The sequence below is a fragment of the Candidatus Sulfotelmatobacter sp. genome, assembly GCA_036500765.1.
Classification (GTDB): Bacteria; Acidobacteriota; Terriglobia; order Terriglobales; family Acidobacteriaceae; genus Sulfotelmatobacter.
In genome coordinates this window covers 47,648-74,240 of sequence record DASYBM010000016.1, presented here as the reverse complement: position 1 = coordinate 74,240, position 26,593 = coordinate 47,648, and the positions used below count along the sequence as shown (strand labels likewise).

Annotated in this window: 27 protein-coding genes; 8 read left to right on the top strand and 19 right to left on the bottom strand. The window is 57.3% G+C overall.

The window, feature by feature from the left end; translation table 11 throughout:
* Positions 1-62: 62 nt before the first annotated feature.
* Both VGM18_17380 and pilB read right to left on the bottom strand, forming a co-directional pair.
* Entirely contained in the window at positions 63-1,193 is a 1,131-nt protein-coding gene (locus VGM18_17380; GenBank protein HEY3974781.1) for a type IV pilus twitching motility protein PilT, read from the bottom strand.
* 207 nt (positions 1,194-1,400) lie between these two features.
* Positions 1,401-3,116: a type IV-A pilus assembly ATPase PilB gene (pilB, locus tag VGM18_17375; protein ID HEY3974780.1), complete on the bottom strand. Its 1,716-nt coding sequence runs from the start codon at positions 3,114-3,116 to the stop codon at positions 1,401-1,403.
* A 236-nt stretch (positions 3,117-3,352) separates the two neighbouring features.
* On the opposite strand from pilB, the gene VGM18_17370 reads away from it, so the two are divergent.
* The 5 genes from VGM18_17370 to VGM18_17350 all read left to right on the top strand — a co-directional run bounded on the left by VGM18_17370 (position 3,353) and on the right by VGM18_17350 (position 10,421).
* Positions 3,353-4,255 (top strand): base excision DNA repair protein, encoded by a 903-nt coding sequence (locus VGM18_17370; protein ID HEY3974779.1) that lies wholly within the window; start codon positions 3,353-3,355, stop codon positions 4,253-4,255.
* Between the two features lie 37 nt (positions 4,256-4,292).
* Positions 4,293-5,348: an endo-1,4-beta-xylanase gene (locus VGM18_17365; protein HEY3974778.1), complete on the top strand. Its 1,056-nt coding sequence runs from the start codon at positions 4,293-4,295 to the stop codon at positions 5,346-5,348.
* Positions 5,349-5,493: 145 nt separating this feature from the next.
* Complete coding sequence (locus tag VGM18_17360) at positions 5,494-7,743, top strand: ATP-binding protein (GenBank protein ID HEY3974777.1); 2,250 nt, start codon at positions 5,494-5,496, stop codon at positions 7,741-7,743.
* A 44-nt stretch (positions 7,744-7,787) separates the two neighbouring features.
* Positions 7,788-9,143, top strand: coding sequence for a sigma-54 dependent transcriptional regulator (locus VGM18_17355; GenBank protein HEY3974776.1), 1,356 nt, complete (start codon positions 7,788-7,790; stop codon positions 9,141-9,143).
* A gap of 405 nt (positions 9,144-9,548) precedes the next feature.
* Positions 9,549-10,421, top strand: a complete 873-nt coding sequence (locus VGM18_17350; protein HEY3974775.1) for a hypothetical protein — start codon at positions 9,549-9,551, stop codon at positions 10,419-10,421.
* Between the two features lie 37 nt (positions 10,422-10,458).
* Here VGM18_17350 and VGM18_17345 read toward each other — a convergent pair whose 3' ends face one another.
* The 6 genes from VGM18_17345 to VGM18_17320 form a co-directional block, all read right to left on the bottom strand.
* The gene (locus tag VGM18_17345; GenBank protein ID HEY3974774.1) at positions 10,459-11,103 is read right to left on the bottom strand and encodes a DUF4230 domain-containing protein; all 645 of its coding nucleotides are present in this window, start codon (positions 11,101-11,103) and stop codon (positions 10,459-10,461) included.
* A gap of 89 nt (positions 11,104-11,192) precedes the next feature.
* The gene (locus tag VGM18_17340; GenBank protein ID HEY3974773.1) at positions 11,193-11,654 is read right to left on the bottom strand and encodes an ATP-binding protein; all 462 of its coding nucleotides are present in this window, start codon (positions 11,652-11,654) and stop codon (positions 11,193-11,195) included.
* Between the two features lie 128 nt (positions 11,655-11,782).
* Positions 11,783-12,820 (bottom strand): GTPase Era, encoded by a 1,038-nt coding sequence (era, locus tag VGM18_17335; protein ID HEY3974772.1) that lies wholly within the window; start codon positions 12,818-12,820, stop codon positions 11,783-11,785.
* Positions 12,821-12,970: 150 nt separating this feature from the next.
* Positions 12,971-14,236 carry a hemolysin family protein gene (locus VGM18_17330; GenBank protein HEY3974771.1) on the bottom strand — a complete coding sequence of 422 codons (1,266 nt, stop codon included), beginning with the start codon at positions 14,234-14,236 and terminating at the stop codon, positions 12,971-12,973.
* Positions 14,233-14,772, bottom strand: coding sequence for an rRNA maturation RNase YbeY (gene ybeY, locus VGM18_17325; GenBank protein ID HEY3974770.1), 540 nt, complete (start codon positions 14,770-14,772; stop codon positions 14,233-14,235). The genes VGM18_17330 and ybeY overlap by 4 nt, the downstream gene beginning before the upstream one ends.
* 95 nt (positions 14,773-14,867) lie before the next feature.
* On the bottom strand, positions 14,868-15,950 hold the full coding sequence (locus VGM18_17320) for a PhoH family protein (GenBank protein HEY3974769.1): 1,083 nt from the start codon (positions 15,948-15,950) through the stop codon (positions 14,868-14,870).
* Between the two features lie 476 nt (positions 15,951-16,426).
* Between VGM18_17320 and VGM18_17315 the strand changes: the two genes are divergently transcribed.
* Positions 16,427-17,263, top strand: coding sequence for a hypothetical protein (locus VGM18_17315; protein ID HEY3974768.1), 837 nt, complete (start codon positions 16,427-16,429; stop codon positions 17,261-17,263).
* A 102-nt stretch (positions 17,264-17,365) separates the two neighbouring features.
* Positions 17,366-17,578 carry a hypothetical protein gene (locus VGM18_17310; GenBank protein ID HEY3974767.1) on the top strand — a complete coding sequence of 71 codons (213 nt, stop codon included), beginning with the start codon at positions 17,366-17,368 and terminating at the stop codon, positions 17,576-17,578.
* Positions 17,579-17,644: 66 nt separating this feature from the next.
* Here VGM18_17310 and VGM18_17305 read toward each other — a convergent pair whose 3' ends face one another.
* Together VGM18_17305 and VGM18_17300 are read right to left on the bottom strand one after the other, a co-directional pair.
* Entirely contained in the window at positions 17,645-18,064 is a 420-nt protein-coding gene (locus VGM18_17305; protein ID HEY3974766.1) for a nuclear transport factor 2 family protein, read from the bottom strand.
* Between the two features lie 110 nt (positions 18,065-18,174).
* The gene (locus VGM18_17300; GenBank protein ID HEY3974765.1) at positions 18,175-19,887 is read right to left on the bottom strand and encodes an AAA family ATPase; all 1,713 of its coding nucleotides are present in this window, start codon (positions 19,885-19,887) and stop codon (positions 18,175-18,177) included.
* A gap of 263 nt (positions 19,888-20,150) precedes the next feature.
* Between VGM18_17300 and rpsT the strand changes: the two genes are divergently transcribed.
* Positions 20,151-20,414 carry a 30S ribosomal protein S20 gene (rpsT, locus tag VGM18_17295; protein HEY3974764.1) on the top strand — a complete coding sequence of 88 codons (264 nt, stop codon included), beginning with the start codon at positions 20,151-20,153 and terminating at the stop codon, positions 20,412-20,414.
* Between the two features lie 79 nt (positions 20,415-20,493).
* On the opposite strand, the gene VGM18_17290 is transcribed toward rpsT, so the two are convergent.
* From VGM18_17290 to rimI, 9 genes are all read right to left on the bottom strand, one after another.
* A complete protein-coding gene (locus tag VGM18_17290; GenBank protein ID HEY3974763.1) occupies positions 20,494-20,721 on the bottom strand; it encodes a type II toxin-antitoxin system HicA family toxin in 228 nt (75 codons plus the stop codon).
* A complete protein-coding gene (locus VGM18_17285; GenBank protein ID HEY3974762.1) occupies positions 20,714-20,923 on the bottom strand; it encodes a type II toxin-antitoxin system HicB family antitoxin in 210 nt (69 codons plus the stop codon). Before VGM18_17285 ends, VGM18_17290 begins: the two co-directional genes overlap by 8 nt.
* 130 nt (positions 20,924-21,053) lie before the next feature.
* Positions 21,054-22,178, bottom strand: coding sequence for a DNA polymerase III subunit delta (gene holA, locus VGM18_17280; protein HEY3974761.1), 1,125 nt, complete (start codon positions 22,176-22,178; stop codon positions 21,054-21,056).
* A gap of 134 nt (positions 22,179-22,312) precedes the next feature.
* Positions 22,313-22,843, bottom strand: a complete 531-nt coding sequence (locus VGM18_17275) for an LptE family protein (GenBank protein HEY3974760.1) — start codon at positions 22,841-22,843, stop codon at positions 22,313-22,315.
* Entirely contained in the window at positions 22,840-23,916 is a 1,077-nt protein-coding gene (locus VGM18_17270) for an Asd/ArgC dimerization domain-containing protein (GenBank protein HEY3974759.1), read from the bottom strand. Before VGM18_17270 ends, VGM18_17275 begins: the two co-directional genes overlap by 4 nt.
* Entirely contained in the window at positions 23,913-24,773 is an 861-nt protein-coding gene (gene pssA, locus VGM18_17265) for a CDP-diacylglycerol--serine O-phosphatidyltransferase (protein HEY3974758.1), read from the bottom strand. Before pssA ends, VGM18_17270 begins: the two co-directional genes overlap by 4 nt.
* A 14-nt stretch (positions 24,774-24,787) precedes the next feature.
* Positions 24,788-25,453, bottom strand: a complete 666-nt coding sequence (locus VGM18_17260; protein HEY3974757.1) for a phosphatidylserine decarboxylase family protein — start codon at positions 25,451-25,453, stop codon at positions 24,788-24,790.
* 242 nt (positions 25,454-25,695) lie between these two features.
* Entirely contained in the window at positions 25,696-25,926 is a 231-nt protein-coding gene (locus VGM18_17255; protein ID HEY3974756.1) for a DUF465 domain-containing protein, read from the bottom strand.
* Between the two features lie 136 nt (positions 25,927-26,062).
* Positions 26,063-26,569, bottom strand: coding sequence for a ribosomal protein S18-alanine N-acetyltransferase (gene rimI, locus VGM18_17250; GenBank protein HEY3974755.1), 507 nt, complete (start codon positions 26,567-26,569; stop codon positions 26,063-26,065).
* Between the last annotated feature and the right edge of the window lie 24 nt (positions 26,570-26,593).

Sequence of the window (26,593 nt, the reverse complement as noted above, 5' to 3'; positions counted from 1 at the left end):
CTCCTCGTCGAGGTACCCGACTTGTTTCAGTGCTGCTAGTTCAAAACTTTCTGCGTCGTGCCTTACTTGCCGGCCGCTCCGCGAGTGAGCGTCGATCCGGCGTTGGTCGGACGGTTCGTCAGACTGGCGCCGCGGTTGATCATCTCCTGCAATTCGTCCACGTTGCTGGAACGGGCCATGGCGGTCTCAATCGTGATCTGTTTCTGGAAATAGGCTGTGGCCAGAGACTGGTTAAACGTCTGCATCCCGAATTTTTCCTGCCCGGACTGCATCGACGAGTAAATCTGGTGAATCTTGTCTTCGCGGATCAGGTTGCGCACGGCTGGGTTGGGCACCAGAATCTCCATGATCATGGCTCGGCCTTTACCGTCGATTCGCGGCAGCAGGCTTTGGCACATGATGCCTTCCAGCACCAGCGACAATTGCGCCCGAATTTGCGGCTGCTGGTGGGCCGGGAAAACGTCGATGATACGGTTGATGGTGGAAGTAGCCGAGTTGGTATGCAAGGTGCCAAAAGTCAAGTGGCCGGTTTCCGCAATGCGCAGCGCCGATTCGATGGTTTCCAGGTCGCGCATTTCTCCGATCAGCACCACGTCGGGATCTTCACGAAGCGCGGCGCGGAGGGCGTCGGTGAAACTCTTGGTATCGGCGTGCAGTTCGCGCTGGTTGACCAGACAGTTCTTGTTCATGTGCACGAACTCGATCGGATCTTCGATGGTCAGAATGTGGTCGTGGCGCTCGCTGTTGATCTTGTCGATCATGGCCGCGAGCGTGGTCGATTTGCCCGACCCGGTCGGCCCCGTCACCAGCACCAATCCGCGGGGCTTGTCGCACATCTTGCTGACTACCGGCGCCAGCCCGAGCTGATTGAACGATTTGATTTCGAAAGGAATCAGACGGAAAACGGCCGCCGTGGCTCCGCGCTGATTGAAGACGTTGGCGCGGAAACGCGCGAGTCCCTTTAGACCGAAGGAGAAGTCCAGCTCCAGGCTTTCTTCAAAGCGATGCTTCTGGGAATCGGTCATCACGCTGTAGGCGAGCTGCTTGGTCTCAGCCGGCGTCATCTGCGGCAGATCGAGCGGAACCAGGTGGCCGTGGACACGAATCTGCGGCGGCGAGTTCGTAGTAATGTGCAAGTCGCTGCCGTTCATTTCCAGCATTCTCTTGAGCAGATCGCTTAAGGACAAACCCATGGCAATTTCCCTTTCGTGAAAGCTCCGAATCTCGTCTCCGGTCGTTGGTCGTTGGTCGTTACTCGTTAGTCGTTGGTCGTTGGTCGTTAGCCGACCAGTCGACCAGCACTCGATACCTCAATACCCCTTGAATTCCGGCAAAGCCGTTTGCCAGCGCCGATTCATAGCTAACGACTAACGACTAACGACCAACGGCCAACGACTGTCTTAATGAATCGTTTCGCGCGCGACTTCCTCGAGCGTCGTCATTCCAGCTGAAACTTTGATCAACCCGCTGCGGCGCAATGTGATCATGCCGCGCTCGATGGCTTTCTTTTTCAATTCCACCGCCGAGGCCCCGACCAGAACCAGTTCGCGAATCTCGTCGTCAACTTCCATGACCTCGTACAAACCGCAGCGGCCCTTGTAACCGGTGTTGTTGCAAACTCCGCAGCCCTTGCCCTTTTGAATCTTTACCGTCTTTGCCTCTTCCGGCGTGAATCCAGCCTCGACCAGGGTTTGCGGCGGAACGTCCATCGGCTCAATGCAGTCTTTGCAGATGCGGCGAACCAGGCGCTGCGCGCAGATCAGGTGAACCGAGGTCGCGACCAGGAATGGTTCAATGCCCATATTCATCAAGCGCGTAATGGTTTCCGGCGCGCCGTTGGTGTGCAATGTGGAGAGCACAAGGTGGCCGGTAAGCGCGGCTTTGATGGCAATTTCGGCGGTTTCAAAGTCTCGAATTTCGCCGACCAGAATGATGTTGGGATCCTGTCGCAAGAAGGAGCGCAGAGCGGCGGCAAAGTTCAAGCCGATCTGCTCTTTCATCTGCACCTGGTTCACGCCGCCCAACTGAAACTCGACCGGATCTTCTGCGGTCATGATGTTGGTGTCCGGCTGATTCAATCGCGAAATCGCGGAATAGAGCGTGTTGGTTTTGCCCGATCCGGTCGGGCCGGTAACCAACACCATGCCGTACGGCTTTAGGATGGCTTTTTCGAACTTCACCAGAGACTCAGCTTCAAAACCGAGCTTGGTCATGTCGAGTCGGAGGTTCTCTTTGTCGAGCAACCGCAGCACGATCTTTTCGCCCCACAGAGTCGGCAGCGTGCTGACGCGGAAGTCGAGTTGCTTCTTGCGGCCGCCGACATTCATCTTCAGCATGATGCGGCCGTCCTGTGGCAGACGCTTTTCGCTGATGTCGAGCTTCGACATGATCTTCAAGCGGGATGTGATGGCGTCCTTCAACTTCAAGGGCGGAGACATGATGGACTGGAGCACGCCGTCAATACGGAAGCGCACTCGGAACTCTTTTTCGTACGGCTCAATGTGGATGTCGCTGGCTCCCCGCTTCACCGCGTCGCCCAGGACCACGTTCACCAGCTTGACGACAGGAGCTTCGTCGGCCGCCTTCTCTAACTCGGCCAGCTCCATCTGCTGCTCTTCCGATTGCAGTTCAACGTCGCTGTCGCCCATTTCCGACATCGACTGCATTACGGTGGCGAGATCTTCTTCTTTGGTCGAGCCGTAAGCCTTTTCAATCCCCGCCAGAATGGAGCTTTCCGAAGCCACGACGGGTTCAATATTGAAACCCGTCATGAACTTGATGTCGTCCATGGCGAAGACGTTCGTGGGATCGACCATCGCTATGGTCAACGACGCGCCTACGCGGCTAAGCGGAAGAATCTGGTAACGCTTGGCGGTCTCGAAGGGAATCAGCTTGACGACGGCAGGGTCAATTTCAAAATAAGAAAGATTAATTGCAGGAACGCCATATTGCCGGGAAAGGAAGTTGGTAACATCCTCGTCCGTGAGGAATCCGAGCTTCACCAGGGCCGAGCCCAGGCGGCAGCTCTGTTCCTTCTGAGTCTTATTCGCTTGTTCCAACTGCTCTGGGGTAATGATCTTCTCTTTGACGAGAAGGTCACCCAGCCGTTGAGACATAAGCCGATCTCCTATCCACGTGGGTGGAACGCAACAGCCGCGCACTCGTGCCGGCATAGCGCAAACGGCCGCCCCATCGTGGAGGGCATGCAGCTCATTCGCGTTGACACAAATTGTCAACGCTAACCGATTACTTCACCACTTACTTTGGTACTTGGACCTGAGGATGATTTGGGCCGCAAATTGGCGTCGGCGCCCAACTCCGCGCCAAATGCCTGTTTTCCACTCTTGAATGCATGGCTCTCCCGCTCAAGTACATGAACTTCAGTAAGTCTGCGACCAACTTCCTTGCGCATCCCGTAGCATGGGGTGCGGGTGGGATTAAACTGAAAGTCGAGGATTTCTTTCACGTGTCCCGACATCGCCAAGGCAAAGAGAAAGAGAGTCAAATCCGCAAGTACTATCACGCGCTTTACCAAGCGTGGGGAGCGCAGCACTGGTGGCCGGCCGAGACGCGCTTCGAAGTGATCGTCGGCGCCTATCTTACGCAGAATACGGCGTGGACTAACGTGGAGCGGGCTTTGGCGAATCTCCGCGGAGCGCAGATTCTAAATGTTGGAGGAATTAGGAATACGACGACAGCCGAACTCGAAGGCCTGATTCGTCCCTCCGGCTATTTTCGGCAAAAGGCGGCGCGGCTGAAAACTTTTGTCGCTTTTCTTGACCGCAAGTACGGCGGCTCGCTTGATCGACTCTTTGTTGAACCGACCGCCAAATTGCGGGAGGAATTGCTCAATCTGAACGGTGTTGGCCCGGAGACTGCGGACTCGATTTTGCTCTACGCGGGAAACCATCCTGTATTTGTGGTTGACGCCTATACCCGCCGCATCCTCGATCGCCACGGGATTCTGCCGGAGAAGACGGATTATGAGGAGATTAGGGAATTGTTCCAGCAAGCCTTAGCACCCATAGCTGATCGACAGAAACAAATGCCCGCGAGTATGGCGCCGCCACTGGAGGCGGGTTTCCACGGCGGCGCTCATTCGCCCTCAGCGATGAGCACGTCGAAGCGAACGGCGCTGGCGCAGGTCTACAACGAGATGCACGGCCTGATTGTCGGAGTGGGCAAGCATTATTGCGGAAAATCACAGCCCCAATGTGACGGATGTCCTTTACAGGCCTTGCTGCCTTCAGGTTAAGTGAAGCTGAAGCTTTCCCGTAGCCTCAGGTGATCCGATGCCGAGCCCGCGCCTATTTTTTCGCATCCTCCTCATGTTTCTTCTGGAGTTCCAGGTTGCCCCTTCTGTGTTCCTCCGGCAGGCGGCAAGCCAGAGCCATCTGCTTATCGGCGCGGCGGTTCGGCCGTACCTGTTTTCTGAGGCAGCGTACTCGGCAACTCTGGCCCGCGAATTCAACATGGTTGAACCCGAAGACGCGATGAAATGGTGGACCGTCCGCAAGAATCCTGGCAGGTTCGATTTTCGCGAGGGCGATGCAGTCGTGAGCTTTGCGGAAGCCCATGACATGAAAGTTCGCGGTCACTGCCTGGTTTGGGATCACAACAATCCTGACTGGCTAGAGCCGAGCCGCTTCACTGCGGTGCAGATGTCAAGCATGCTACATGAGCACATCGCGGCGACGATGAAACACTATGCCGGCAGGGTCTTCGCCTGGGATGTGGTGAACGAGGCGCTTGATGAGAATGGCCGAATCAAAAATTCTCCGTGGTACAACCAGCCCGGCATTGGATTCGCCCAAAAGGGCGCGGCTTATATTGAGCAAGCGTTTCGCTGGGCTCGTGAGTCCGATCCGCAAGCTCTGCTTTTCTATAACGACAACGGGGGCGAAGGGCTGAACCGCAAGTCCGACGCGATCTACGCGATGGTGAAGGATTTCAAAAGTCGCGGCATCCCCATCGACGGTGTGGGCCTCCAGATGCACATAGAGACGCTCAATCTCGACACCGCGGCGATCGCCGCCAACATCGCGCGCCTCACCGCGCTGGGACTTCAGGTTCATATTACCGAACTCGACGTCTCGCTCCCGCTAGATACGAACGGCCTGGTGACTGGCGACGACCTGCGGCGGGAGGCTGACATCTACCGTAGCGTGGTTCGAGCCTGCCTTCAAAATCGAGGCTGCACGGCAATTCAGACCTGGGGATTCACCGACAAATATTCGTGGATCGGATCGCACTCCCACGGCGCGCGCGGCGCCGCGTTGCCCTTCGACCGCGTCTACCAGCCCAAGCCCGCCTACGACGCCATCCTGAGAGAACTTCGGCCGCAATAGGAGTTGGCGTGAGCACAGACTTTGAGCTCAGGCGGGGTCTTCGACCCGGCCCCACACCGCACATTCCCCTGGCTCGCCACCCCATGCAGCTTGGCCGTGGCAACAGTGCATCTATAATGACTTTCAAGTAACCAAAGCAACGCCCATGGCACAACCCGCGACACTTCCGCCCTCGAAAACATCCCACCGCAAGCAGGCCATCATTCTTCTGGCCATCTCTGTTTTCCTCCTGCTCGCCATTCTGGTTTCGCAAACTGCGTTTGACCTGACCTTCCTGCGGCCCGGCAACAATGAGGAAATCGTAGTCTTCGCAGCACTGTCGGCGCTGATCTTCCTGCTGTTCGTCGCGCTCACATTCGTCCTGATGCGTAACCTTCTGAAGCTCTTCGCCGAACGGCGCCTGGGCGTGCTGGGCTCGAAGTTTCGTACGCGCATGGTTGCCGGAGCTCTCCTGCTCTCATCCTTGCCGGTCATGGTGATGTACTGGTTCGCCTACGGACTCATGAATCGCTCGATCGACAAGTGGTTCTCGACCCCGGTCGAGGAAGTCCGTGCCGATACTCACGCGATGGCCACGCTGCTCGCGAACTATGCCATGCAAAACGCGCGCGCCGAAGCCTATTCGATTGCGGCCTCTCCCGAAATTGCGCACGGATTTTCCGGGCAAGGCTTCGCCGGCGTGGTGACCGAGTTTCAACATCATGAGCAGACGCTGCAAGGCGGATTCGCCCTTGCGGTGCGCGACGACAACGAAGAGGCCAGTTTCAATGCGCCAGCTCCGTGGGCAGTGGTGAAGGGAAAATTGCCGCTGTCCGCGGCGGCCGCCGGTCATCCAGCGCAATTCAGTTGGCAGGACACCGATTACACGCTGGGCAGCGCTCCAGTCGACGGCGGAGGCCTGATTCTGGTGGCCATTCCTCTACCTCGAGAATTTTCCCAGACAGTGCATGAGGTCGAGGCCAGCCAGCAACGGTACTACGATCTCGCTCGCGAGCGGAAGCTGGTGCGCCGTACTTACATGGGTCTGCTTTTGCTGCTCACCATGATCGTGCTCTTCGTGACCACATGGCTCGCATTATTTCTGTCGAAGATTGTGACCCGCCCGCTTTCCGCCCTGGCTGAAGCTACGCAGGAAATTTCCCGCGGACGCCTGGACTACCGTGTTCCCGTGAGTGCCGCCGATGAAATCGGCGACCTGGTGCGTTCGTTCAACCGCATGGCGGAAGATCTCGAGGGAAGCCGGCGGCAGATTGAAGCTTCGAGCCGCGATCTGAGCGCGGCCAATGCCGAACTCGACCAGCGCCGTCGCCAAATGGAAACGATCCTTGAAAGCATTCCCACCGGAGTGCTTTCGCTCGACGCTGGGCGGCGGGTGAGCCACGCCAATCAGGCGCTGCTGCGCATGTTTCATCCCGATGGCGGACACCAGAGCACGAATCAGATTCTTCTCGGAGCAGCTTTAACCGATGTTTTCCCCGCCGATGTGCTGGAAGATTTCGAACCTCTGCTGCGTCGCGCCGATCGCATGGGCATGACCGCCAGCCAGATGGAAATGCAGTTACCTCGCGCCTCGTTGAACGTCGCCGTGACGGTAGCGACTCTGAAGCACCAGGGCGAGGGCTCCGGATATGTTGTCGTCTTCGAAGATCTCTCGGATTTGTTAAAGGCGCAGAAACAGGCCGCATGGCGGGAAGTTGCGCGCCGCGTAGCGCATGAAATTAAGAATCCGCTTACCCCTATCGCATTGTCGGCCGAGCGCATTCAGCGGCATCTCGACCGTGCCACGCCGAGCGATCCCGCCTCTGTAGGCGTGGTCCGTGCCTGCGCCGAAACCATCGCAGGCGCTGCCGAGACTGTCAGGAGACTCGTGGATGAGTTTTCGACTCTGGCTCGCTTCCCTGTTGCAAAACCCCAGCCCGCGGATATTAATGAAGTGATTGAGAACGCGCTCTCCATGTTCAACGGCCGCCTCGATGGAATTGCCGTTCACACCACTCTCGCTTCCGATCTGCCCAAGGTGATGGCCGACGGCGAAGGCATCAAACGCGCCGTCGCCAACCTGGTGGACAATGCTGCCGAGGCTACGCAGGACTCGCTGGTACGCGAAATTGAGATTTCAACCGCGCTGGTGGCCAGCCGCGACGCAATCGAGATCACGGTCGCCGACACCGGCCACGGGGTGACCCGCGAACTCAAGGAAAAACTTTTCTTGCCATATTTTTCCACCAAGAAGCGCGGCACCGGACTGGGCCTGGCGATCGTCAACCGGATTGTCGAAGATCATCACGGCTCGATCCGCGTGGAGGAGAATCATCCCATCGGCACGCGGTTCATCGTTGAGTTGCCATTGGCGTTCGAACCGGCGTCGGCCGCGGCCTCCGTGCAGCACGTGTAGAAAACGTACTTAGAAAATGTACATAGAAAACATCGCCAGGAAACATGCCTAACATCCTCATCATTGACGACGAAGCCGGAATCCGGGATTCGCTGGCGGGAGTTCTGGCCGACGAGGGTTACGCGGCATCCTGCGCAGAGAGTGGCGAGGCCTGTCTTGCGTTGCTGCGCAAGACTGGGTTTGATGTCGTCCTGCTCGATATCTGGTTGCCGGGCGTGGATGGCCTCGAGACTCTGGAGAGAATTCGGGAACTCGAGAATCCTCCCGAGGTGATAATGATCTCCGGCCACGGCACGATCGAGACGGCGGTGCGCGCCACAAAACTTGGCGCCTATGACTTCCTCGAAAAACCGCTCTCGATCGAGAAAACTCTCATCCTGGTGAAGAACGCAATCGAATCCAGAAAGTTACACCAGGAAAATATTGACCTGAAGAAGCAGCTTCAGGTGAAGAGCATCATCGTCGGCGATAGCATCCCGATGAAGGCGCTGCGCCAGCAGATTGGCCTGATGGCTCCGACCAACGGCCGGGTTTTGATCTACGGCGAGTCGGGCACAGGCAAAGAGCTTGTCGCCCACGCCATTCACTTGCAGAGCCTACGCAAGGACGAAACGTTCGTAGAGGTCAATTGCGCTGCGATTCCGGAAGACTTAATCGAGAGCGAATTGTTCGGCCACTGCAAAGGTTCGTTTCCCGGCGCGGCCTCGACCAAAGAGGGTAAGTTCCAACGCGCGCACGGTGGAACGCTTTTTCTCGACGAAGTCGGCGACATGAGCCTGAAGACACAGTCGAAGGTGTTGCGCACGCTCGAAGAGCAGCGCTTCACGCCCGTGGGCGGCGATGAAACCACCACCGTGGATGTGCGCGTGATCGCCTCGACCAACAAGGATCTGGATGAAGAAATATCGCGGGGGAATTTTCGCGAAGATCTTTTCTACCGGCTCAACGTGATCCCGTTTTTCGTTCCGCCGCTCCGCGAACGCAAAGAAGACATTCCGTTATTTACGCGCCATTTCCTGAAGGAATTAGCCTCGACGTATGGCCGCCGTCCGCGGGAAATCAGCGACGATGCCATTGGCGTGCTCATGCGGTACTCGTGGCCGGGCAATGTACGCGAATTGCGCAATGTGATCGAGCGCATCGTGATCATGAATCCGACGACCACGCGTTTCGATGCGAAACATCTGCCGCCGCTGGTCTACCGCGAAGGCAGCCGGCGCGCGCCCAAGAGCGAGTTCTCCACTCTGCATCAGGCGCGCGACGCCTACGAGCGCGACTACATCCTGAAGACGCTCGACCAGAATCACGGCAATGTCAGCCGCACCGCCGAGGTGCTGGGCCTGGAACGCAGCCATCTTTATCGCAAAATGAAAGCCCTGGGAATCACGGCGAAGGAATAAGCCCGCGAGGACCGTTCTCACCCTCCTGCGTACGACAGTTTTGAATCGCGCGATGATAATGTAGTGCTCCCAAGGGGGAGGACAGTCGATGTTCGTATCCACCCATCTCTTGCGGCGGGCACTTTGATTTCCTACGATTTCGCGCTCGCCGTCTTCGCCGAGGGCGCCTGCGCCAGTGCCCAGGCGCACATCCCGATCGCCGGACCAAACACCAGCGCCGCTCACGACCAACACCAAGCCGCTCGTCTGATTTTTCATGACACATCCCACAATTTGATTTCCCGGATTTCTGCGCGAGTCAGGCATTTGTCACGCTGGCGTTGTCCGCAAGTTGCTGTCACTCTGCCGATAAGCTCGTGGGTATCCCTGTGGTAAAATTCGGCTCGCTTGGCTTCGGAGGCGACTATGCGAAAGCCTATTTTATTGTCCTTGGCCCTTGTTTTCGTCGCGGCTGTGTTTGCACCACTGACTCTGGCGCAAGGGACATACACTCAGATTGACGAGCCGGACGCCCTGTTCGGCACGCTGTGCAGCGGCATTAATACAGGGGGAGACATTATTGGCTATTATCTAGTCCCCGGCAACTACGCTAACGGGTTCCTTCTTAGCGGCGGTATCTATACTGAGATTAATTATCCAAAAGCGGCAGGCACACTCCTCACAGGCATCAATGACAAGGGAATGATTGTCGGCTACACGACGTCCGGAACTTTCGGTTTCGCCTATAACAGGGAGGCTCAAACATTCATCCGGATCTCCCGCTATGGTTTGTTTTCTTATACCTATCCTTATGCAATCAACAATATGGGAATTATCGCTGGTTATCTCAGTGAGGTAACTGCTGGTTTTGAGTTAGTCGCTTCTGGGCGAGGCAAGACGATTGCGGTTCCGGGAGCAATCGAAACCGATCCATTCGGAATCAGCGCCTCGGGCGAGGTCGTCGGAATTTACAACAATGGCAGTGGTGGCATCCTCAACTTCTCCTTCCGTCGAGGCAAATATCGGCAGCTACTAATACCGGGCGCACCCCTTGCCAAAGTTTACGGAATTAACCCTTCGGGGACCGCGCTTGTCGGTTCCTACGCGCCTTCCTCGGGAGTCACTGCGGGATTCCTTTACCAGAACGATACCCTGACAACGCTGCAATTTCCGGGATCGAAGAATACAAGTGCCGCCGGTATTAATGCGAGCGGCGACGTAGTAGGAACATTCTACGACTCAACCGGCACAAGTCACGGCTTCCTCTGGAACCCGTTCCTTGATACGGCAAAGAAATAGTCCTACGCAGTAAACCCGCATCGACAAGCCGCAGCCGTTAGTCGAATTCGATTTTCTCGAATCCTAAGCCCTGCAACAAACCAGTGATCGTCGCCGCGGCGTTCTGCTGAGCGTTTCGCAAAATGCCATCCGCCATAGCGGCCTCTTGCAGTTGACGTTCTGCCTCCTGACGCACTTGCGTTTCCAGATTGGGATCGGTCGGCACCAGCAACCCGGTTTGCCGCGAATATACTCGAGTCTTCGCGCTGTCAATTCGAGTGCTGAATAATTGAGGCGCGGGAAGATGCAAACGAACTGCTTTGCCATCCACTGTCACGTCGCCCGGTTTTAAGACGGAAAAATCGATGCCCGCCACGACCTCTCCGTGCACCAGCATTAGCAGCCGATCTCCCGCCAGAAAATTTGGCAGGAATGGATTTTCTTTTGCGCCAGTCACAATTTTATCCATCGTATAAATCACAGTTTCAAGGCGCTGAAGCCGCTGAATGCGATCGACAACGGTCGGTTGGCTCACATCAATCGTCAGCGTTCTGCCGGTCACCGCCGACCATGCGCGACTTAACGCGGATCGTCCCGAAGCGCGCGAGAGCATCACCGCTCCAAGCGAGCCGACGAAGATTACCCCGAGGAACAATCCAACGACGAGGGCAGACGCAACGGCCGCGCGGGATCTGACCGGCACCGAGCGTGGAGGAACACCAGGATCGCTAGCCATGCCGAAAGGTTAACACTGATCGGAAAGGATGAGCAGCAGCGAGATGCCACGAAAACCTACCGCTTCACCATGTGAATCTCAGTCCCGTTCTTGTGGAACTCCACCTCATCCATCAGTTGATTGATGAGAAAAATTCCGCGGCCGTGATTGGAGTAGAGATTCTCGCCCATCGTGCAACTGGGAATTGCCTGCGGATCGAAGCCCGGCCCAGGATCGCGCACAATGATGAGAATGCCGCGCTGCTCGTCGCACGCCACCAGGCACTCAACAATCTTCGTGGGATCTTCCTTGGCGCCGTGAACGACTGCATTGGCCAGCGCTTCCTGCAAAGCGAGTTCGATGGCGTCTTCCTTGCCATCGACATTTTTCATCTGGCGAACGGATTCCATAACCTGCGCCACAACCGGGTCCACAGCCTTGCGGTCGGCGGCGAGCGTGACCCGCACCCGAAGATCAAGTTTATTGGGATCGAAATCGTGCTCGGGGAGTTGTTCCTCGGAAGAAGCCCCAGGTTCCATGGTTGGATCGCCTCAGTCCGCCCTTGCAGCGCGGCTATTGCGATTCTAGTCGCAAGGCTGAAATCCGGCAACGGCCGCCTCACTCGAGGCGCTCGCCGAACGTAGCATAACTTCAGTCTGGTGTGGGGTTACGAGTCGCCCTTCGTTGTTGTACGCGCGGGAGCGACCGGCTCTGCCGCCTCGTCTAACATCCTATGTTCAAACCCCCTCTTTTCAAACATCCGTTGCTCCAACTGACGCCGCCAATCGAGTTCTTCAACAAAGCGGCGTGAATCGCGCCATCCCGGCTCGGCTTTGACGTAGAGCTCAAGAAATACTTTCGTCCCCAGCATGCGCTCAATCTGCAACCGGGCCGAAGTGCCGATTTTTTTCAGCATCGATCCGCCCTTACCCACGAGAATTCCCTTCTGCCCTTCGCGCTCGCAATAGATGGTCGCCGCGATCCGGGTCAGCCTCGCGCCCTCCTCGAAGCTGTCGACGATCACCGTGGTCGCGTAGGGGATTTCTTCGCTGGTGTTCAGCAGTACTTGCTCACGAATAATTTCCGCGGCCATGAATCGCGCCGGCTGATCGGTGATCTGGTCCTCGGGAAAATATGCCGGTCCGGCGGGTAGCGCCGAAATCGCCAGCTCGAGAAGATCGTCAAGGCCCTTGCGCTTGAGCGCGGAAATGGGAATGACTTCGCTGAAGTCGTAAAGCTTACGGTATTCCTCGATCAGCGGCAGCAGCTTCGACTTCTCGCGAATCAGGTCGACCTTATTCAATATAAGAAATGCTTTCGTCTTGCTCGCACCCTTCGGCCGCCGCAGCAATTCCAATGCGAACTGGTCGCGCGGATCAAGCTTGCGCGTGACATCCATGATCACCAGTACCAGGTCGCAACCCTCCAGCGCCTCGCGCACTTCGACCATCATCTTGCGGCCGAGGGAACTGTCAGGTTTGTGCACGCCGGGCGTGTCGACCAGCACAATCTGGCCGCCGCCTTCACTCTTTCCGTTCTTGCCTTTGCGCTGGGGCACATGCACCACACCCTGAATGCGGTTGCGAGTAGTCTGGGGTTTAGGAGAAATGATCGCCAGCTTCTCGCCCACCAGCGCATTGAGCAAAGTAGACTTCCCCGCGTTAGGGCGGCCAAGAATGCAAACGAATCCGGAGCGGAAGGGCATAGGAAATCAGCTTCTTGCTGCTAGCTGCTAGCTTCTAGCTACTGCATGGTCGTGATTCACTTTTTCATCTTAGGCCAATTTGCAATGATGTGCCGACGGCGAGAATTGATGAATTGGCTAGAAGCTAGGAGCTAGCAGCAAGAAGCTGTCTCATATCAGCTTCATCTGCCGGGGTTGCACGGCAGTCACTCGCACGCGCTCCACTTTGCGGTCGGTGGATTCCAGCACTTCGAAGCGCAGGCCGTCTTCCTCCACCACTTCGCCCTTGCGCGGAATTCTTCCCGCGAGTTCGCTGACGAGGCCCGCGATGGTGGAAGACTCTTTGCCCTCAGGCTTGGCGCCGAAAAGCTCGTCGAGCCGGTCGACATCCGTGCCGCCTGCGACGATGAAGGAACGATCGCCCTCGCGCACAATTTCCGGTTTCTCGTGGTCGTCGCGGATCTCCCCGACAATCTCCTCGACCAGATCTTCAATCGTCACCAGCCCGGCAACACCGCCGTATTCATCGACGACAATCGCCATGCGGATATTCTGCTTTTGCATCTCGCGCAGCAGATCGCTTCCCAACTTGCTCTCGGGAACGAAGTAGACATCGCGCCGCATGATGGAATCGACCGTGCGCACGCGGGCTTCGCTGTCGGGCACCTGCAACACGTCCTGCGTGTAGACGATCCCTTTGATGTTATGGATGCTGCCTTCATATACGGGCACGCGCGAATAGTGTTTGGCGCGGAGCATCTCGATGAAGCGCTCGACCGTGGTATCGGAAGGCACGGCAAACATCTGCGGGCGCGGCTTCATTGCCTCGCGGACGGTTTTGCCGCTGAACTCCACCACCGACTGAATCAGGTCGCGGTCGCCTTCCTGAATAATGCCTTCTTCCTGCCCTGCTTCAATCAACGCGTCGACCGCCTCCGCCGAAGTCTCGGGCTGCTCGCCAGTGTTCTGTTTGGTCAGCGAAGCCACCGACTGCAGGAAACCCAGAACCAGCGTGACCGGCATGACCAGATAGATCAGAACTTTGAGAATAAGCGTCCAGTGCGCCAGCCACTCGCCCTTGGTTCGCGAGAAAAATACGAACGGCAGAAAGCGGTTGCAGACGATGATGATCAGGATCAGGCTGATCGCCGCCTGTAGAATCTCGTAAATGCCCCAGGATTGATCGCTGAAGACCAGGTAACCGACCAGCAGCGCAATGGTCGCGGTGGTCAGTTGTTTGAGCACGGCCATGGACAGCGCGGCGCGTGGGCGCGCAACTCCCAGTTCCGGTTCGATTTTCAGTTCGAAGACATCAATGTTGTCCTGGAATTCGCGGGAAAGAAATTTTCCGATCTCCTGATATACAAGATCTACGTATGAAACCAGGGTAAGCAATCCGAGCAGGAAAAGAAGCGAGATGGAAACGGCCAGGTTCATGCCGTCCCCCGCGCTGCTGTCCGCTGCGCCGGGCGACCGCGGGCGCCACGCTGGAACCTTGAGGATTTTCTCTCCGGAGCGTGCACGTGCACTCGTTCGATCAGGGCAACCGGTAGCCCGAGCGCCCTACGCAATGTAGACTCCTTGCGCGCCATTTGACCATTATCGCGCTCATGGTCAAAGCCTGCCAGATGCAGAATGCCGTGCAACGCCAGAATTTTCACTTCCTCGGCGACGGAATGCCCAAGCTGGGCAGAATTTTCCCGCGCCATGTCGGCAGAAATGGCGATTTCGCCCGCCAGTTGGGGCCGCTTGCGACGTTCCAGCGGCGCAAATGGAGATGCGAACGACAGCACATCTGTGGCTTTGTTTTGGTCCCGAAACTGACGATTCAGGGCGCGTACGGCCGCACCGCTGGTGACTAATACATTCACCTGTCCGTGCAGGCCGGCGGCCTTCCGTGCCCGGCGCACAAAGCGATCAAGCGCCGCTCCGTTCAAACCTGCGACTTTCCTCTGCAAAATAACCAAATCCATCTCTCGCACTCGCGCTCTGACCTGACACAAAAACCGTCAGGGCCAAGCGAACGCGAGAGCCAGGTCGCAGCCCTCCGGCCCCAACGTTTCACGGCTTATCCCTTAGCTTCGGCGGAGGTCCGCTTGTCGTCCTTTGTCGCTGTCTGGTCAGCCGTTGCCGCGTCACCTTGGCGCTGCTCAGCTCTTTGCTCCGACCGGGGCTCGGCCAGCAGGAACATCTGCTGCTGTCCTGCAATCCTGGTCTTGTGTTCGTCGTAGGCCCGAACGATGCGTTGCACTAAGTGATGCCGCACCACGTCGCTCTCATCGAACTGGACAAAGGCCAGTCCCTCAACATTTTTCAGTACGTCCATGGCTTCGAGCAACCCGCTGCGGCGCGCGTTAGGCAGATCGATCTGCGTAACATCGCCGGTGATGACCGCCTTCGAATTAAATCCCAGGCGCGTGACGAACATCTTCATCTGCTCCGATGTCGTGTTCTGCGCCTCGTCGAGAATGACGAACGAATCGTTGAGTGTGCGCCCGCGCATAAACGCAATGGGCGCAATCTCGATGACGTTCTTCTCGAGGTAGCGATCCACTTTCTCCGGATCGATCATGTCATACAAGGCGTCGTACAGCGGCCGCAAGTATGGATCAATCTTGTCCTGCAAAGTGCCCGGCAGAAAACCGAGGCGCTCGCCCGCCTCGACCGCCGGACGCGCCAGAATGATGCGGTTCACACGCTTGGCCAGCAACGCGGAAATCGCCATTGCCACGGCTAGATAAGTCTTGCCCGTACCAGCCGGGCCGATGCCAAAAACCATGTCGTGCTTCTCGATGGTCTCGAGATAGCGGCGCTGATTGCTGCTCTTAGGCTGTACGGTACGGCGTCCCAGCGACCGCTGCCTCCCGGCGTCGGCTAATCCGCGCAGCGTCGTATTGGGATCGGAGATCAGCACCCGCATCATGCTATGCAGGTCGCCATTATTGAAAGTGTGGCCAGAGCGTTGCAGGCTATCGTAGTCGGCAAATACCTGCTCGGCCCGCGCCACGTCCCGCGCCGCGCCCTCCAGTTCAATGGCGTTCGATTTTAGATTGATGGTGACGTTGAGGCCGTCTTCGAGCAGGCGCACATTTTCATCCCGCGTACCGAACAACGTCTCGATGTTAGGGCCAACTCCGATATTCTTCTTCATTCCGTATTCAGTTTCCTGAACAGATTATGTAGGGACGGGCGCGCTCGCCCATCCGCCGAGCGCAGCTCGGCTGCTCAGATTGAAATACACGTGTGGACTGTTGCAATATCACAAACAAAGCAGGGTTTCGCTTGAAGACGGGACCAGCCGGACGACGCATGCCCAGAAGGCAAGTCACTACCATTAGTTTAAAGCCTAACCCGCAGCGAAGCGGGAGTCAATGGGAGACCGGCCGTTTGCCTTCTGACGCCATATCAGTCAATAAGGAGGATGCTGGCGATGTTACTCCAGCTAGAAGCCATGTCCCAGCTTTGGGATGGCCGATCGTCTGGAAATACCATGCAGATTATTGCACTGCTGCCTTTCTGGGGCCTGTTGGAGGCTTCCGGAGATTTTCACGAACCAGTCACATGGAATGGATGTAGAATCGACTTCGTTTTTTCTCAAAACGAAGACTCGATCTCAGGAAGATTGATATGAACTCTCGCGCTGTGATCGGCTGCCTGTTCCTCACCCTCGCCCTCTCTTCAGCCAAAGCTGTGACCTTCACCACCCTCGATTTTCCCGGAGCGGAACTGACAGCGGCGAACGGAATCAATTCTTCCGGCCAAATCGTGGGCATTTACAACAGCTCGGGGACACACGGATTCCTTCTGAGCGGAGGGGTCTACGCCACGATCGATTTTCCAGGGAGTGGAACCTCGACCTGGTGCGAAGGCATCAACGATGCTGGCGAAATCGTTGGCTGGTACATTGCTCCCGGCAACTCACAGCCTCAGGGTTTCCTCATGCAGGGCACTACCTTTACCACGCTGAACTTCCCCGGCTCGACCTATACGGAGGCGTGGGGCATCAACAATGCCGGGCAGGTCGTCGGAGAATATTCGACCGGAGTCGGCGTCCACGGATTTTTATACCAGTCCGGAACATACACCGACATCACCGTTACCAGCGCGACCTACACCCAATTGAGAGGCATCAACAACTTTGGGGATATGGTCGGGAGATTCGGCAACGGCAACGACCAGGGACTTCTGATCCGCAACGGCGCCTACGTTGTTCTGAGCGCTCCCGGAGCCCTCTCAACCAATGCCAATGGAATCAACGATCTCGATCGCGTTGTCGGTTATGAGCAGATTGTTGGCAGCACCAGCAACACCATCGGATTCGAATACTACCGAGGTAGCTACCTGAGGATCGCCATTCCGGGAAGCACTAATTTCCAGGCTCTCGACATCAACAATAATCTGGAGATAGTGGGGCAATACACCGATAGCCAAGCCGTTACTCACGGTTTCTTGAGGACGCCCTAGCTCGGCATAATAAGTTGGGCACAATAAGTTCGGCCAAAATAATTTCGCCCGGCAATCGGCGGGAAAGTTGGCGTGCCTGTCAGCTTGTGGGAAGCTATTAGTATGAAGAAGCCGTTTCTGCGCGTCACCAAGTGGCTGGGAGATATTCCCGTCGAAGCGGAATGCATCGCGTGCCCGGGGAAAGAAACTTTCCGCGTAAACTCGGCCAGCCATCGTCCAACCCGCGAAGAATACGTAAGGCAGTTGGAACGCGCCTTTGATCGTCACTGCAAAACCGTTCACGCGGCCGAGAATTCAAGTCACGCCGACTACTGAGTGGAGAGCGGCGTCTTCTCAAAGTACGCCGCGTAGAGGCCGCCCGGGACATTTGCCAACCTGCAGCTATGGCTGGCCCAGGGTCAATTGTTCTGCGACACACTGCCAGCGGCCATCGCGCAAGATCCAGGTATCGGTAAAACGCTCGTAGCGATGGCTGATGCGTCCGTCCTTGGCCTTCAGAGTAATGTCGTCCAGTCCGATGGCTATTACCGCGTAGGCAGCTACGGCGTGGACCACAAGAAACGTCATCTTGATGTTCGAGGTTAAGGACGATTCCGTCTTATACCCTTCCAACATCGTTTCTCGAGTGCCAAGCTTGCCGTCTGACTCCGTAAGCACAAAGTCTTCGGAAATCATGCTCTTGAGCTTGGGCCAGGACAGGGCCAGTTGGTCGGCAAACCATTCCTGCTCGAGTTTGGTGACCGCTTGTTCTGCGGCGGCGGAATATCCGTGGTGTTGCTGTGTCTCCTGTGCGTAAAGCATGCTGCAGCAGAGAAACACCGTTGCGGATAAAACTGCCGCGATCCTTGAGGTTGGAGCCAACATTTTCGTCTCTGCCTCCTGGCAAAACCTGCTACTGTCGTTCTCCGCCTCTAGCCCCCGGCGATTGCATCCCGAGCCGTCGCAGGCACAGCCCGCGTCCGCGCCCAATCGCGCAGCGTCTCAATTTCTTCCGCGCGGGTGATCGAGAGTGGGACGGTCTGGGCCAGTGCATCGAGCAGCGACTGCGTGGAGAGCGGCTTCTTCTCCGAGTAAGCCGCGTACAGTCCGCCCTGCACGGCGGCATCGATTTCGGCGCCGGAGTATCCCTTGGCCGCCGTCGCGATTTTTTCCAGATCAAAATCTGCCGGATTCCTCTTACGCTTCGTAAGTTGTATCGTGAGGATCTGCTTGCGCTCAGCCTGATTGGGCAGATCGACGAAGAACAATTCATCAAAGCGGCCCTTGCGAATCAATTCCGGCGGCAGCACGGTCACGTTGTTGCATGTAGCGGCGACGAAAACCGGCGCCTTCTTGTCTTGCATCCACGACAGAAACGACGCCAGCAGCCGCGAAGAAACGCCCGCATCGGCCGAAGCCGAATCCGGCCCGCTTCCGGCAAAAACTTTTTCCAACTCGTCAATCCAAAGCACGCACGGAGCAAGTCCTTCGGCGACCTGAAACACTTTGCGAATACGCTTTTCCGTCTCGCCGATGAACTTGTCGTAAACCGCCGACGTATCGAACTTGACCAGCGGCAGTTTCCACTCGCCGGCCACGGCGCGCGCGCATAGTGATTTGCCGCATCCCTGTACGCCCAGGATAATCATTCCCCGCGGCGGCTCCAGTCCGAATTCTCTCGCGGAATCTTCCCAAGCCCCGCGCCGCTGGCCGAGCCAGTGTTTCAGATTCTCCAATCCTCCGATTGCAGACAAAGTGTCGGAAGCTTCCACAAACTCCAGCAAGCCCGACCGCCGCAGCAGTTGCTTCTTGGCCTCGAGCACATCGGTCACGCTCTCCGGGCACAGCGCGTAGCGCGTCACCAGCGCCTGCGAAATGGCACGTTCGGCCTCCTCTTCGGTCAGGCCGCGCAGGTTCGCCGCCATGGCATCGGCACCGGCGGCGTCCAACTGCATCTTCAATGTGTAAGTCTTCGAGAGCCGCGCGAACATCTCGTGGATAATCTCGCGCAGGCGATCGCGGTCGGGCAGCGGCAGATCGAAATATTCCACCAGCTTGGCCAGCTCTGCGGGCACGGAGATTTCGGGCGCCGTGATGACCACGGTTCGCCGGTTGGCGGCAAATTTCTGTCCCACGTCGCGCAGCCGCCGCACTACAACTGGATCATCCATGTGGCGATGAAAATCTTTCAGGATAAATACGGCTTCGATCGTCATCGACTCCATATTCGCCAGCGCCTGCACCGGTTCGCGCGTGTTATAGATCGCCGTGCCGCTGGCCGCGGCGGCGACGCCAGTTCCACCCGGTGATGATGACCCCAACGTCGAAGCCATCGCCCGAGCCAACCGATCCCCTTCGGCGGCGCCGGGGCTCAGCGAGGTTCGCACGTGCGGCTGACTGCGCTGGTTCCAGGCCATCGCCTGATCGATGCGGGCTTGCAACGATATCTTCTGTCCCTCAGGCGGTTCGTTCGTGCCCGAGCGCAGCAAGCCATCGGCGATGCTCCACTCGAACGTCGCCATATTGAGTTCGACGCAGGCGTCGCGCACCATCTTGACAGCGTGCACCTCCTCCGCCGTCTCCATCACTACGATGGGCGTCGAGGAGTTGATAAGCACTTTCAGGCGATCAAGTCCGTCTGTCATATATGAAACTCGGAAGCCGTGAACTGGTTATGAAACTCGTAATCTCTGAACTGCCACGCTCCAAAAATGCGATGTCATCCTGAGCGAAGCCGTTCTTCAGGCGGAGCGAAGGATCTCTAGCTGAACCGGCCTGGCGCGGAAGCCACGCGGCGCAAGCACCCCAAGCCACGATCCGTTTGACCGCCCGCGAAACGCTCCCCTATAATAAGTAATTCGGACCTACCCCGAATATCTCTCTGCAAAACGAAGGTAACGAACCAGTTATGGCAAATCATCTATCGGCGCTGAAGCGTGCGCGCCAGACCACTAAGCGTACGGCCATCAATCGCGCGAATACTTCTACCCTACGCACGCAGTTGCGCGACTTGCGCGAGACCATCGAAAAGGGCGACAAGGCCGCCGCCGAGCAGTCGTATCGCAAGACCGTCTCCGCCCTCGACAAGGCGATCCAGAAAGGGACGCTGCACGAGAACACCGCCTCGCGTTACAAGTCCCGCTTGGGTAAACGAGTCAGCGCGATCAAGTAGGCTTTCAGCTCTTAGCCGTCAGCTTTCAGAAAATCAAAGGCAGACTTGGGATGGTTCTGCCCTTTTTTCTTTTGAGGATTCAGATTTCCTTTACGAAATCTTCCGCTCTTATTCCTGCCTGTTTCAGGATCCCGCGAAGCGTACCGACGGCTAGTTCGGAATGCAGAGGGACAACACAACCCGTTGTGCCGTCCGGCCCAACTTTCTTGAGCACGACATGACTTCCGCGCTGACGCACTTGCACGAAACCCAGCCGCTCCAGCGCTCGAATGGCTTCGGCGCCGGAGACACGAGGGAGCCTAGGCAAAACGCGCCTCAAAGATGGTAACAAGAGGACGTCCCGTTTCGCGCGGTGGGAACTCCTCCAGGTAAAGCTCCGTCGCCTCGCGAAGATTAGCGACTGCCTCTTCGACAGTCTTGCCCTGGCTGACCGTGCCCACCTCCGGGCATTCAGCTACGTATAAATCGCTTTCCTTGTGCAAAACCGCCGTGAACGTTCCGACGCGCATGGTCGTGACCTCGCTGACTCAATTGTGCCCTTGAAGGGATCTGGTTGCAAACTGCGCGGGTTCTAGGTGAATAAATCACGTCCCCACGACGCTTGATTTGGCTAAGAGCTGAAAGCTGACAGCTGCTTCTTCACACCGGCAACTGATCCTGCATCCACCCCGGCGTCTCAACCTTCGGCTCAGTAGTCAGGTCCATCACTAACCGCTCCAGCACCATGCGTTTGCTTACGGGATTGGAGCGCAACGCCAGGTCGGCCTTGGCCACCAGGCGAATCGCCCGCGTGAGTTCCCGGCGGGATTTGTAGCGGCGGGCCTGTTTGATGATGTCGTCGGCAGCGAACGGGGGCACGCGAAAGCCCTGCCACAGCGCGGCCCACAACATGCGCTGGTCGCGGACGTTGCGCTCCAGAATTACCAGCATCTGGCGGAAAGTTTTCGCCAGCATGTAGATGTGTCCGATGGCGGCCTCTTCCCCTTCGCCAGAGAGCAGAATAGCATCCAGAATTTCCAGCGCGCGCACGCGATCTTTGGCGGAGATCGCATCCGTCAGCTCATATAACGAGCGCTGCTTGGCTGCAAGAACCATGGTTTCGACATCACCCAACGTGATGCGTTTCTTTTCGCCGACATAGAGAATCAGCTTCTCCAGTTCGTTGGAGATCATCATCATGTCGCCGCCGAGAGCGTCGACAAGTTCGCGTGCGCCGTCAGCGTCGATTTTCACGCCGCCGTTGCCGCAGTACTCGGAAATCCAGCGCACCGCTTCGCCCTCTTCCACACGCGCCAGTTCCACGATGCCGCAATACTGTCCCATGGTTTCGCGGATGCGCTGGTAACGCTCTTTGTCCTGCATTTCCATGCGGCGGACGTCGGCGGGAATGCTGATGTGGTCGGCGACGAATACGACCAGAGCGTCGGGATTGGGATTCTGGCAGTAGCCCTCGATCGCAGCAAGCTTTTCTTCGTTCGATCCGCGTCCAAAAAGATTCTTCACCCCGCGCACGAAGAAGACTTGAAACGGGGCCATCAACGAAGGCGTGCGCGCGCGGTCAAGGACCTCCGCAAGATCGGTATCGGTTAGATCGAACTCGAAGAAACTGAAATCCCGCAGATCGGCCGGTACAAGGTGTTCGAGGATCGCATCACGAAAGCGCTTGCGAAAAAAAGCTTCATCACCCACAAACACGTAGGCCGCCCGCAGCTTGCGCGATTCCAGTTCACTGACAAAGCGTTCGGCTTGGGCGAAGGCCCGCATCAGAAACTTTCCTTGAGCACGCGAGATCTGGTTGCGTCGTCGGTCGTCGGTCGTTGGTCGTTGACGAACTGCAGCGGCTGCGGGGCCGACGACCGACGACCGATGACCAACGACGGTCTCGAAGACTGTAACACTTAGAAGCCCTCCAGGATGTTAGACACCAAGGTCCGCGCGAAATCCCGCGACAGACGGCGGAAGGCCGGAGAGTCTTCCTCAAAAAAACTGGCCAGATCCTGCGAAACTTCGTATTGCTCGCGAAACAGGTAAGCCGGATTCTGATACAGCACTTTGCCACTGCGATCGGTCAGCGTCACCTTCATGCTGACCACCACCAGAATGCTGGCGGCGCGACCCGTCGCCGTGTCATACGCCAGCGGAGTTGCGCTTGTCGAGAGCACCGTCCCGCGCAATGTAGCGTCAGCATCCTCGCTGGTATCGTTCACAATGCGATAGCGCGTGCGCGTCGTGAACTCGCGCACTACCGACGCCGTTAGCATCTGTTCGATGCGATAGGTGAGCGTCTCATTCTTAAAGGCCGGAACCGCGATGGTCTTCACGTTCTCGGGAAGGTTCACCGCGTGACCGGCGGTGTGGTAGCCGCAACCCAAAGTCAGGGAGAGCGCAAACAGCGGCAGCCCCAGGCTTCGCGCCGCGCCGTTCTTCACTGAATCTTTCCCGTCGGGCGCGTCGCTGTCATGCTCTCGGCGCAGTCCACCGCGGTCAGGGCTGCGATGCGAAGATTGTCCGCCGCCGTCCACAGCCAGACGCCATTGGGTTGCACGGGATCCGTCTTCAGAGCCAGTTGAATGTCCGCCTGCCCCGCCGAACTCACGTTGCTGGGCGGATCCTCTTCAGCTCCGGGGATCGCAACGTGATCGCCGGCCAACGCCTGCGATAACTCCTGCACATCCACCGGCAGCTCCATCTCAAGAAAAACAGCCAACGCGTGCCCATGGAACACCGGCGCCTGCAACAGCAGGATCGAAGGCGTAGGGGCATTGCCACCCTCAATCTTCTGGTAGTGCCGGGCAATGCGAGCTTCCACCGAGTCGAGCGCCGGCTGCGATTTCTGCCCGTATCGCGCCACCATGTTGAAGGCCACCTGGGCGTCATACACGTCTTTGGGTAATGACTGAAATGACAGCAGGTTCACCGTCTGCTGATGCAACTCGTCCATGCCGCGCTGACCATGCTCAGACGCAGGTTCTAGAATTGTAGCCACCGCGCGCCGGATCGCAGCCGCTTTATTGGCCCGCAACAGAAGCAATGCCAGCGTCACCGCCGCCGGATGGGCCGTTATGCAGGGGCCCGGCTGGAGTTCCGGAGCAGGAATTTTTCCCAACTCGCGCTCTACCCACAGAGAACGGACGCTGGCACCGGCCTCATTCTCCAAAGCGCCGGAAAGATCGATGATGGCGCTGCCGGCGTCGCGGGCATCCTTCCAATTCTTGCGCGTGCACTCTTCATCCGAAGCGAAAAAAGTAAAATCCACATTTTCAAACTGCTCGGCCCGCACCCTTTGAATAAAACTGATCTCGTCGCCCATGGCCTCGAGCTGACCCATGGATTCATCGTCATCCAGCAGGCGAATATCGGCAGCCGGAAAATTGCGCTCGTTCAGCATCTCGGCAACCTCTTTGCCCTTGAGCGAAGCAGCGCCCACGATCGCCGCACGATAAAGATTCCCGCGCGGAGCAACGGGATGCGACGGAGCTGGAGGCTTGAGCGAATCGTTCATGAAGTCTGCGAAGCCTCCGTGTAAGGCGGGGGTGGCGGCGACGACTTGCGACGAAAGATCCATTGCAGCCGCCAGAAAACTCCCGAAACCATGTACAGCAGGGCCACCGCAAAGAGCACCGGCTGCGAATAAAACCAGATTGCGGCAAAGAGAGCGCCTAGAAACAGAATCAGCCGGAAGGGATGGCTCGATTTGAAATCGATATCCTTGAAGCTATAGAAGCGCCACGTACTCACCATCAGATAGCCTACCGTCGTCACCATCGCCAGCCAGGTCAGCGCTGTGTACCACGACATGATCGGATCTCCCGCTTCGAAGTGAACCACCGCGGCGATTACGCCTGCGCCCGCGGGAATGGGCATGCCGACAAAATATTTTTTTCCCGGACGCCCGGGATTCGAAGGCTGCGGATTATTCGTGATATTGAAACGCGCCAGGCGACTCGCGCCCGCCATCAAAAACAAAAAACTGGCGGCCGCTCCCAGTTGCGTCAACTTGATGTGCCACTCGGTCAGTAGAACCGGCGGAACCCCATAAAATCCCCAGGTCCAGGCGAGCAGCGCCGGAGCGACTCCGAAGGTAATCGCATCGGCCAGGGAATCCAGTTCCTTTCCGAAATCGCTGCTGGTCCCGGTCATGCGGGCGATGCGCCCGTCAAGACCATCAAAGAGCACCGCAAAGCCAATCGCAATAGCGCTGTGATCGAGATGCCAGAAATCGGTGCGGTTCGTGGCAAAATCCAGCACCTGCAGAATGGCGTAGAAGCCCATCGCCATGTTTGCGGTGGTGAACAGCGAGGGCAGAATGTACATCCCCTTGCTTCGCCGGCGGTGCGGTTTAGGAGGACCTTGGCTCATTCCGGGTTGATCCACTAATGCGCCCTTTCGCTGGAAGGCGCGCTGCCCGCGGCCGTCAATGCGCCCAGCGGTTGCAGATAGGCCAGGACACTTGCCCCGCCCTTCACATGGTCGCCGATTTTCACATTTACTTGCGCCGTCGCCTCGAGCAACACATCCACGCGCGACCCAAACTTGATCAATCCCACGCGCTGGCCGCGCTCCAGCCGGTCTCCAACTTTCGGATAAAACACAATGCGCCGCGCTAACAGACCCGCGATCTGCTTGAATACCACCCGCTTTCCGTCTCCCTCAACGGCGACGACATTTTGCTCGTTCAACTCCGCCGAGGCCGTATTCATGGCATTCAGATACTGGCCGCGCTGATATCGCACCTCGCGAACCACTCCCGCAATTGGCGACCGATTCACATGCACATTAAACACGTTGAGGAAAATGCTGACCCGCACTTGCTTCTCGCCGGCCACCATCACCGTCGCAATGTCGGTGACCTTTCCATCTCCCGGAGAAACCACCGCACCTGGATCCTTCGGAATGGCTCGCTCCGGATCGCGAAAGAACCACAAAAAGAAAAATGCCAGCAGACACGGAACAATAGCCCACGCCGGGCGTGTCAGCCAGCCCAGCAGAACAGCGGCCGCGATCAAAGCCAAAGCGTAAAAGTAGCCGTCACGAACCATGTGTTCTCAACCAGATAGCCCTAATTATAGAGCACGTAACAGAACAGGTTGCGGTTTCACGGAGTTTTGGGTCTTAGGTCTTAATGAATTGGGTTCCGCATCAAGGCGAATGAGGCTTTAGGGCGATGTCTGACGTCCGACCGCCTAAGACTCAACACTCTAAGCGCAAGAGGCGCTCTGAGGGTACTCTCAAGAGATAGGTCTATCCCTCAGCGGCGAGGCCGCTCAGGATTGGCCAGAAATTACGCTACGTTGACGCCGTACTGAAGCCGGTACTCGCGCTCAATGGACTCCATCTGGTCCTTAAGGCGGAGTTTCAGCTTTTTCAGCCGGACTTCTTCCAGCTTCTCATCTTCGCTGAGATAGCGTTTTTGAGTGAGTGTGTCGAGGCGTCTCGAATATTCGGTGTGTTCTTGGGCTAGTTTGCGGAATTCCTCATGGTTAGTGAGGAGTTGGTCTCTCGAAGTCAGCATCCAGCAGACCTCCAACCGGGATTATTTACCGTACATTAACATAGCCCAAAAACAGGGGCAATGCCCAAGAGTGGTGCAAATCTCATTGTGAGAATCATATTACCTTAATCCGAGCGCCATTCACTGAAATCGAGAGCTAACCGATCTTCCGGCGGTATAACATCGCATCCTCTGCCGGATTGGCATAGTACAACTTTCGGCGTCCCGTCTGCTCGAACCCGGCCGTTTCGTAAAAACTTCGCGCCGCCAAGTTCGATTCCCGCACTTCAAGAAACACGGCGTTGCTGTTTGTTTGCTGTGCGGCTGCCAACAGAGCATCCAGGAGTCGGTTCCCAATTCCTTTTCGCCGGGCCAATGGATTCACAACAATGTTCTCCAACTCCCACTCCGGCGCAACATGCCGCGCAACTAGAAAACCTACGAGAAGGACGTCCGAACCCTGACTCGTATGCGGAGCCGCGTGAGCAACGGACCGGGCCGGGGTCGAAAGCGCCTCTTCGGCCGCCAGCACAAGCCTTTTCGGTCGATCCGGCGTGAACGCTTGCTCATACTGCTCTTGCGTCCAGTGGCCCGCAGTCGCGGATTCCCGCTCCAGCCTGATGACGGAAGAAATGTCAGCGAGATTGGCAGACCGGATGCGCAAGGTTTTCCAGGGGTCGTCGCGATT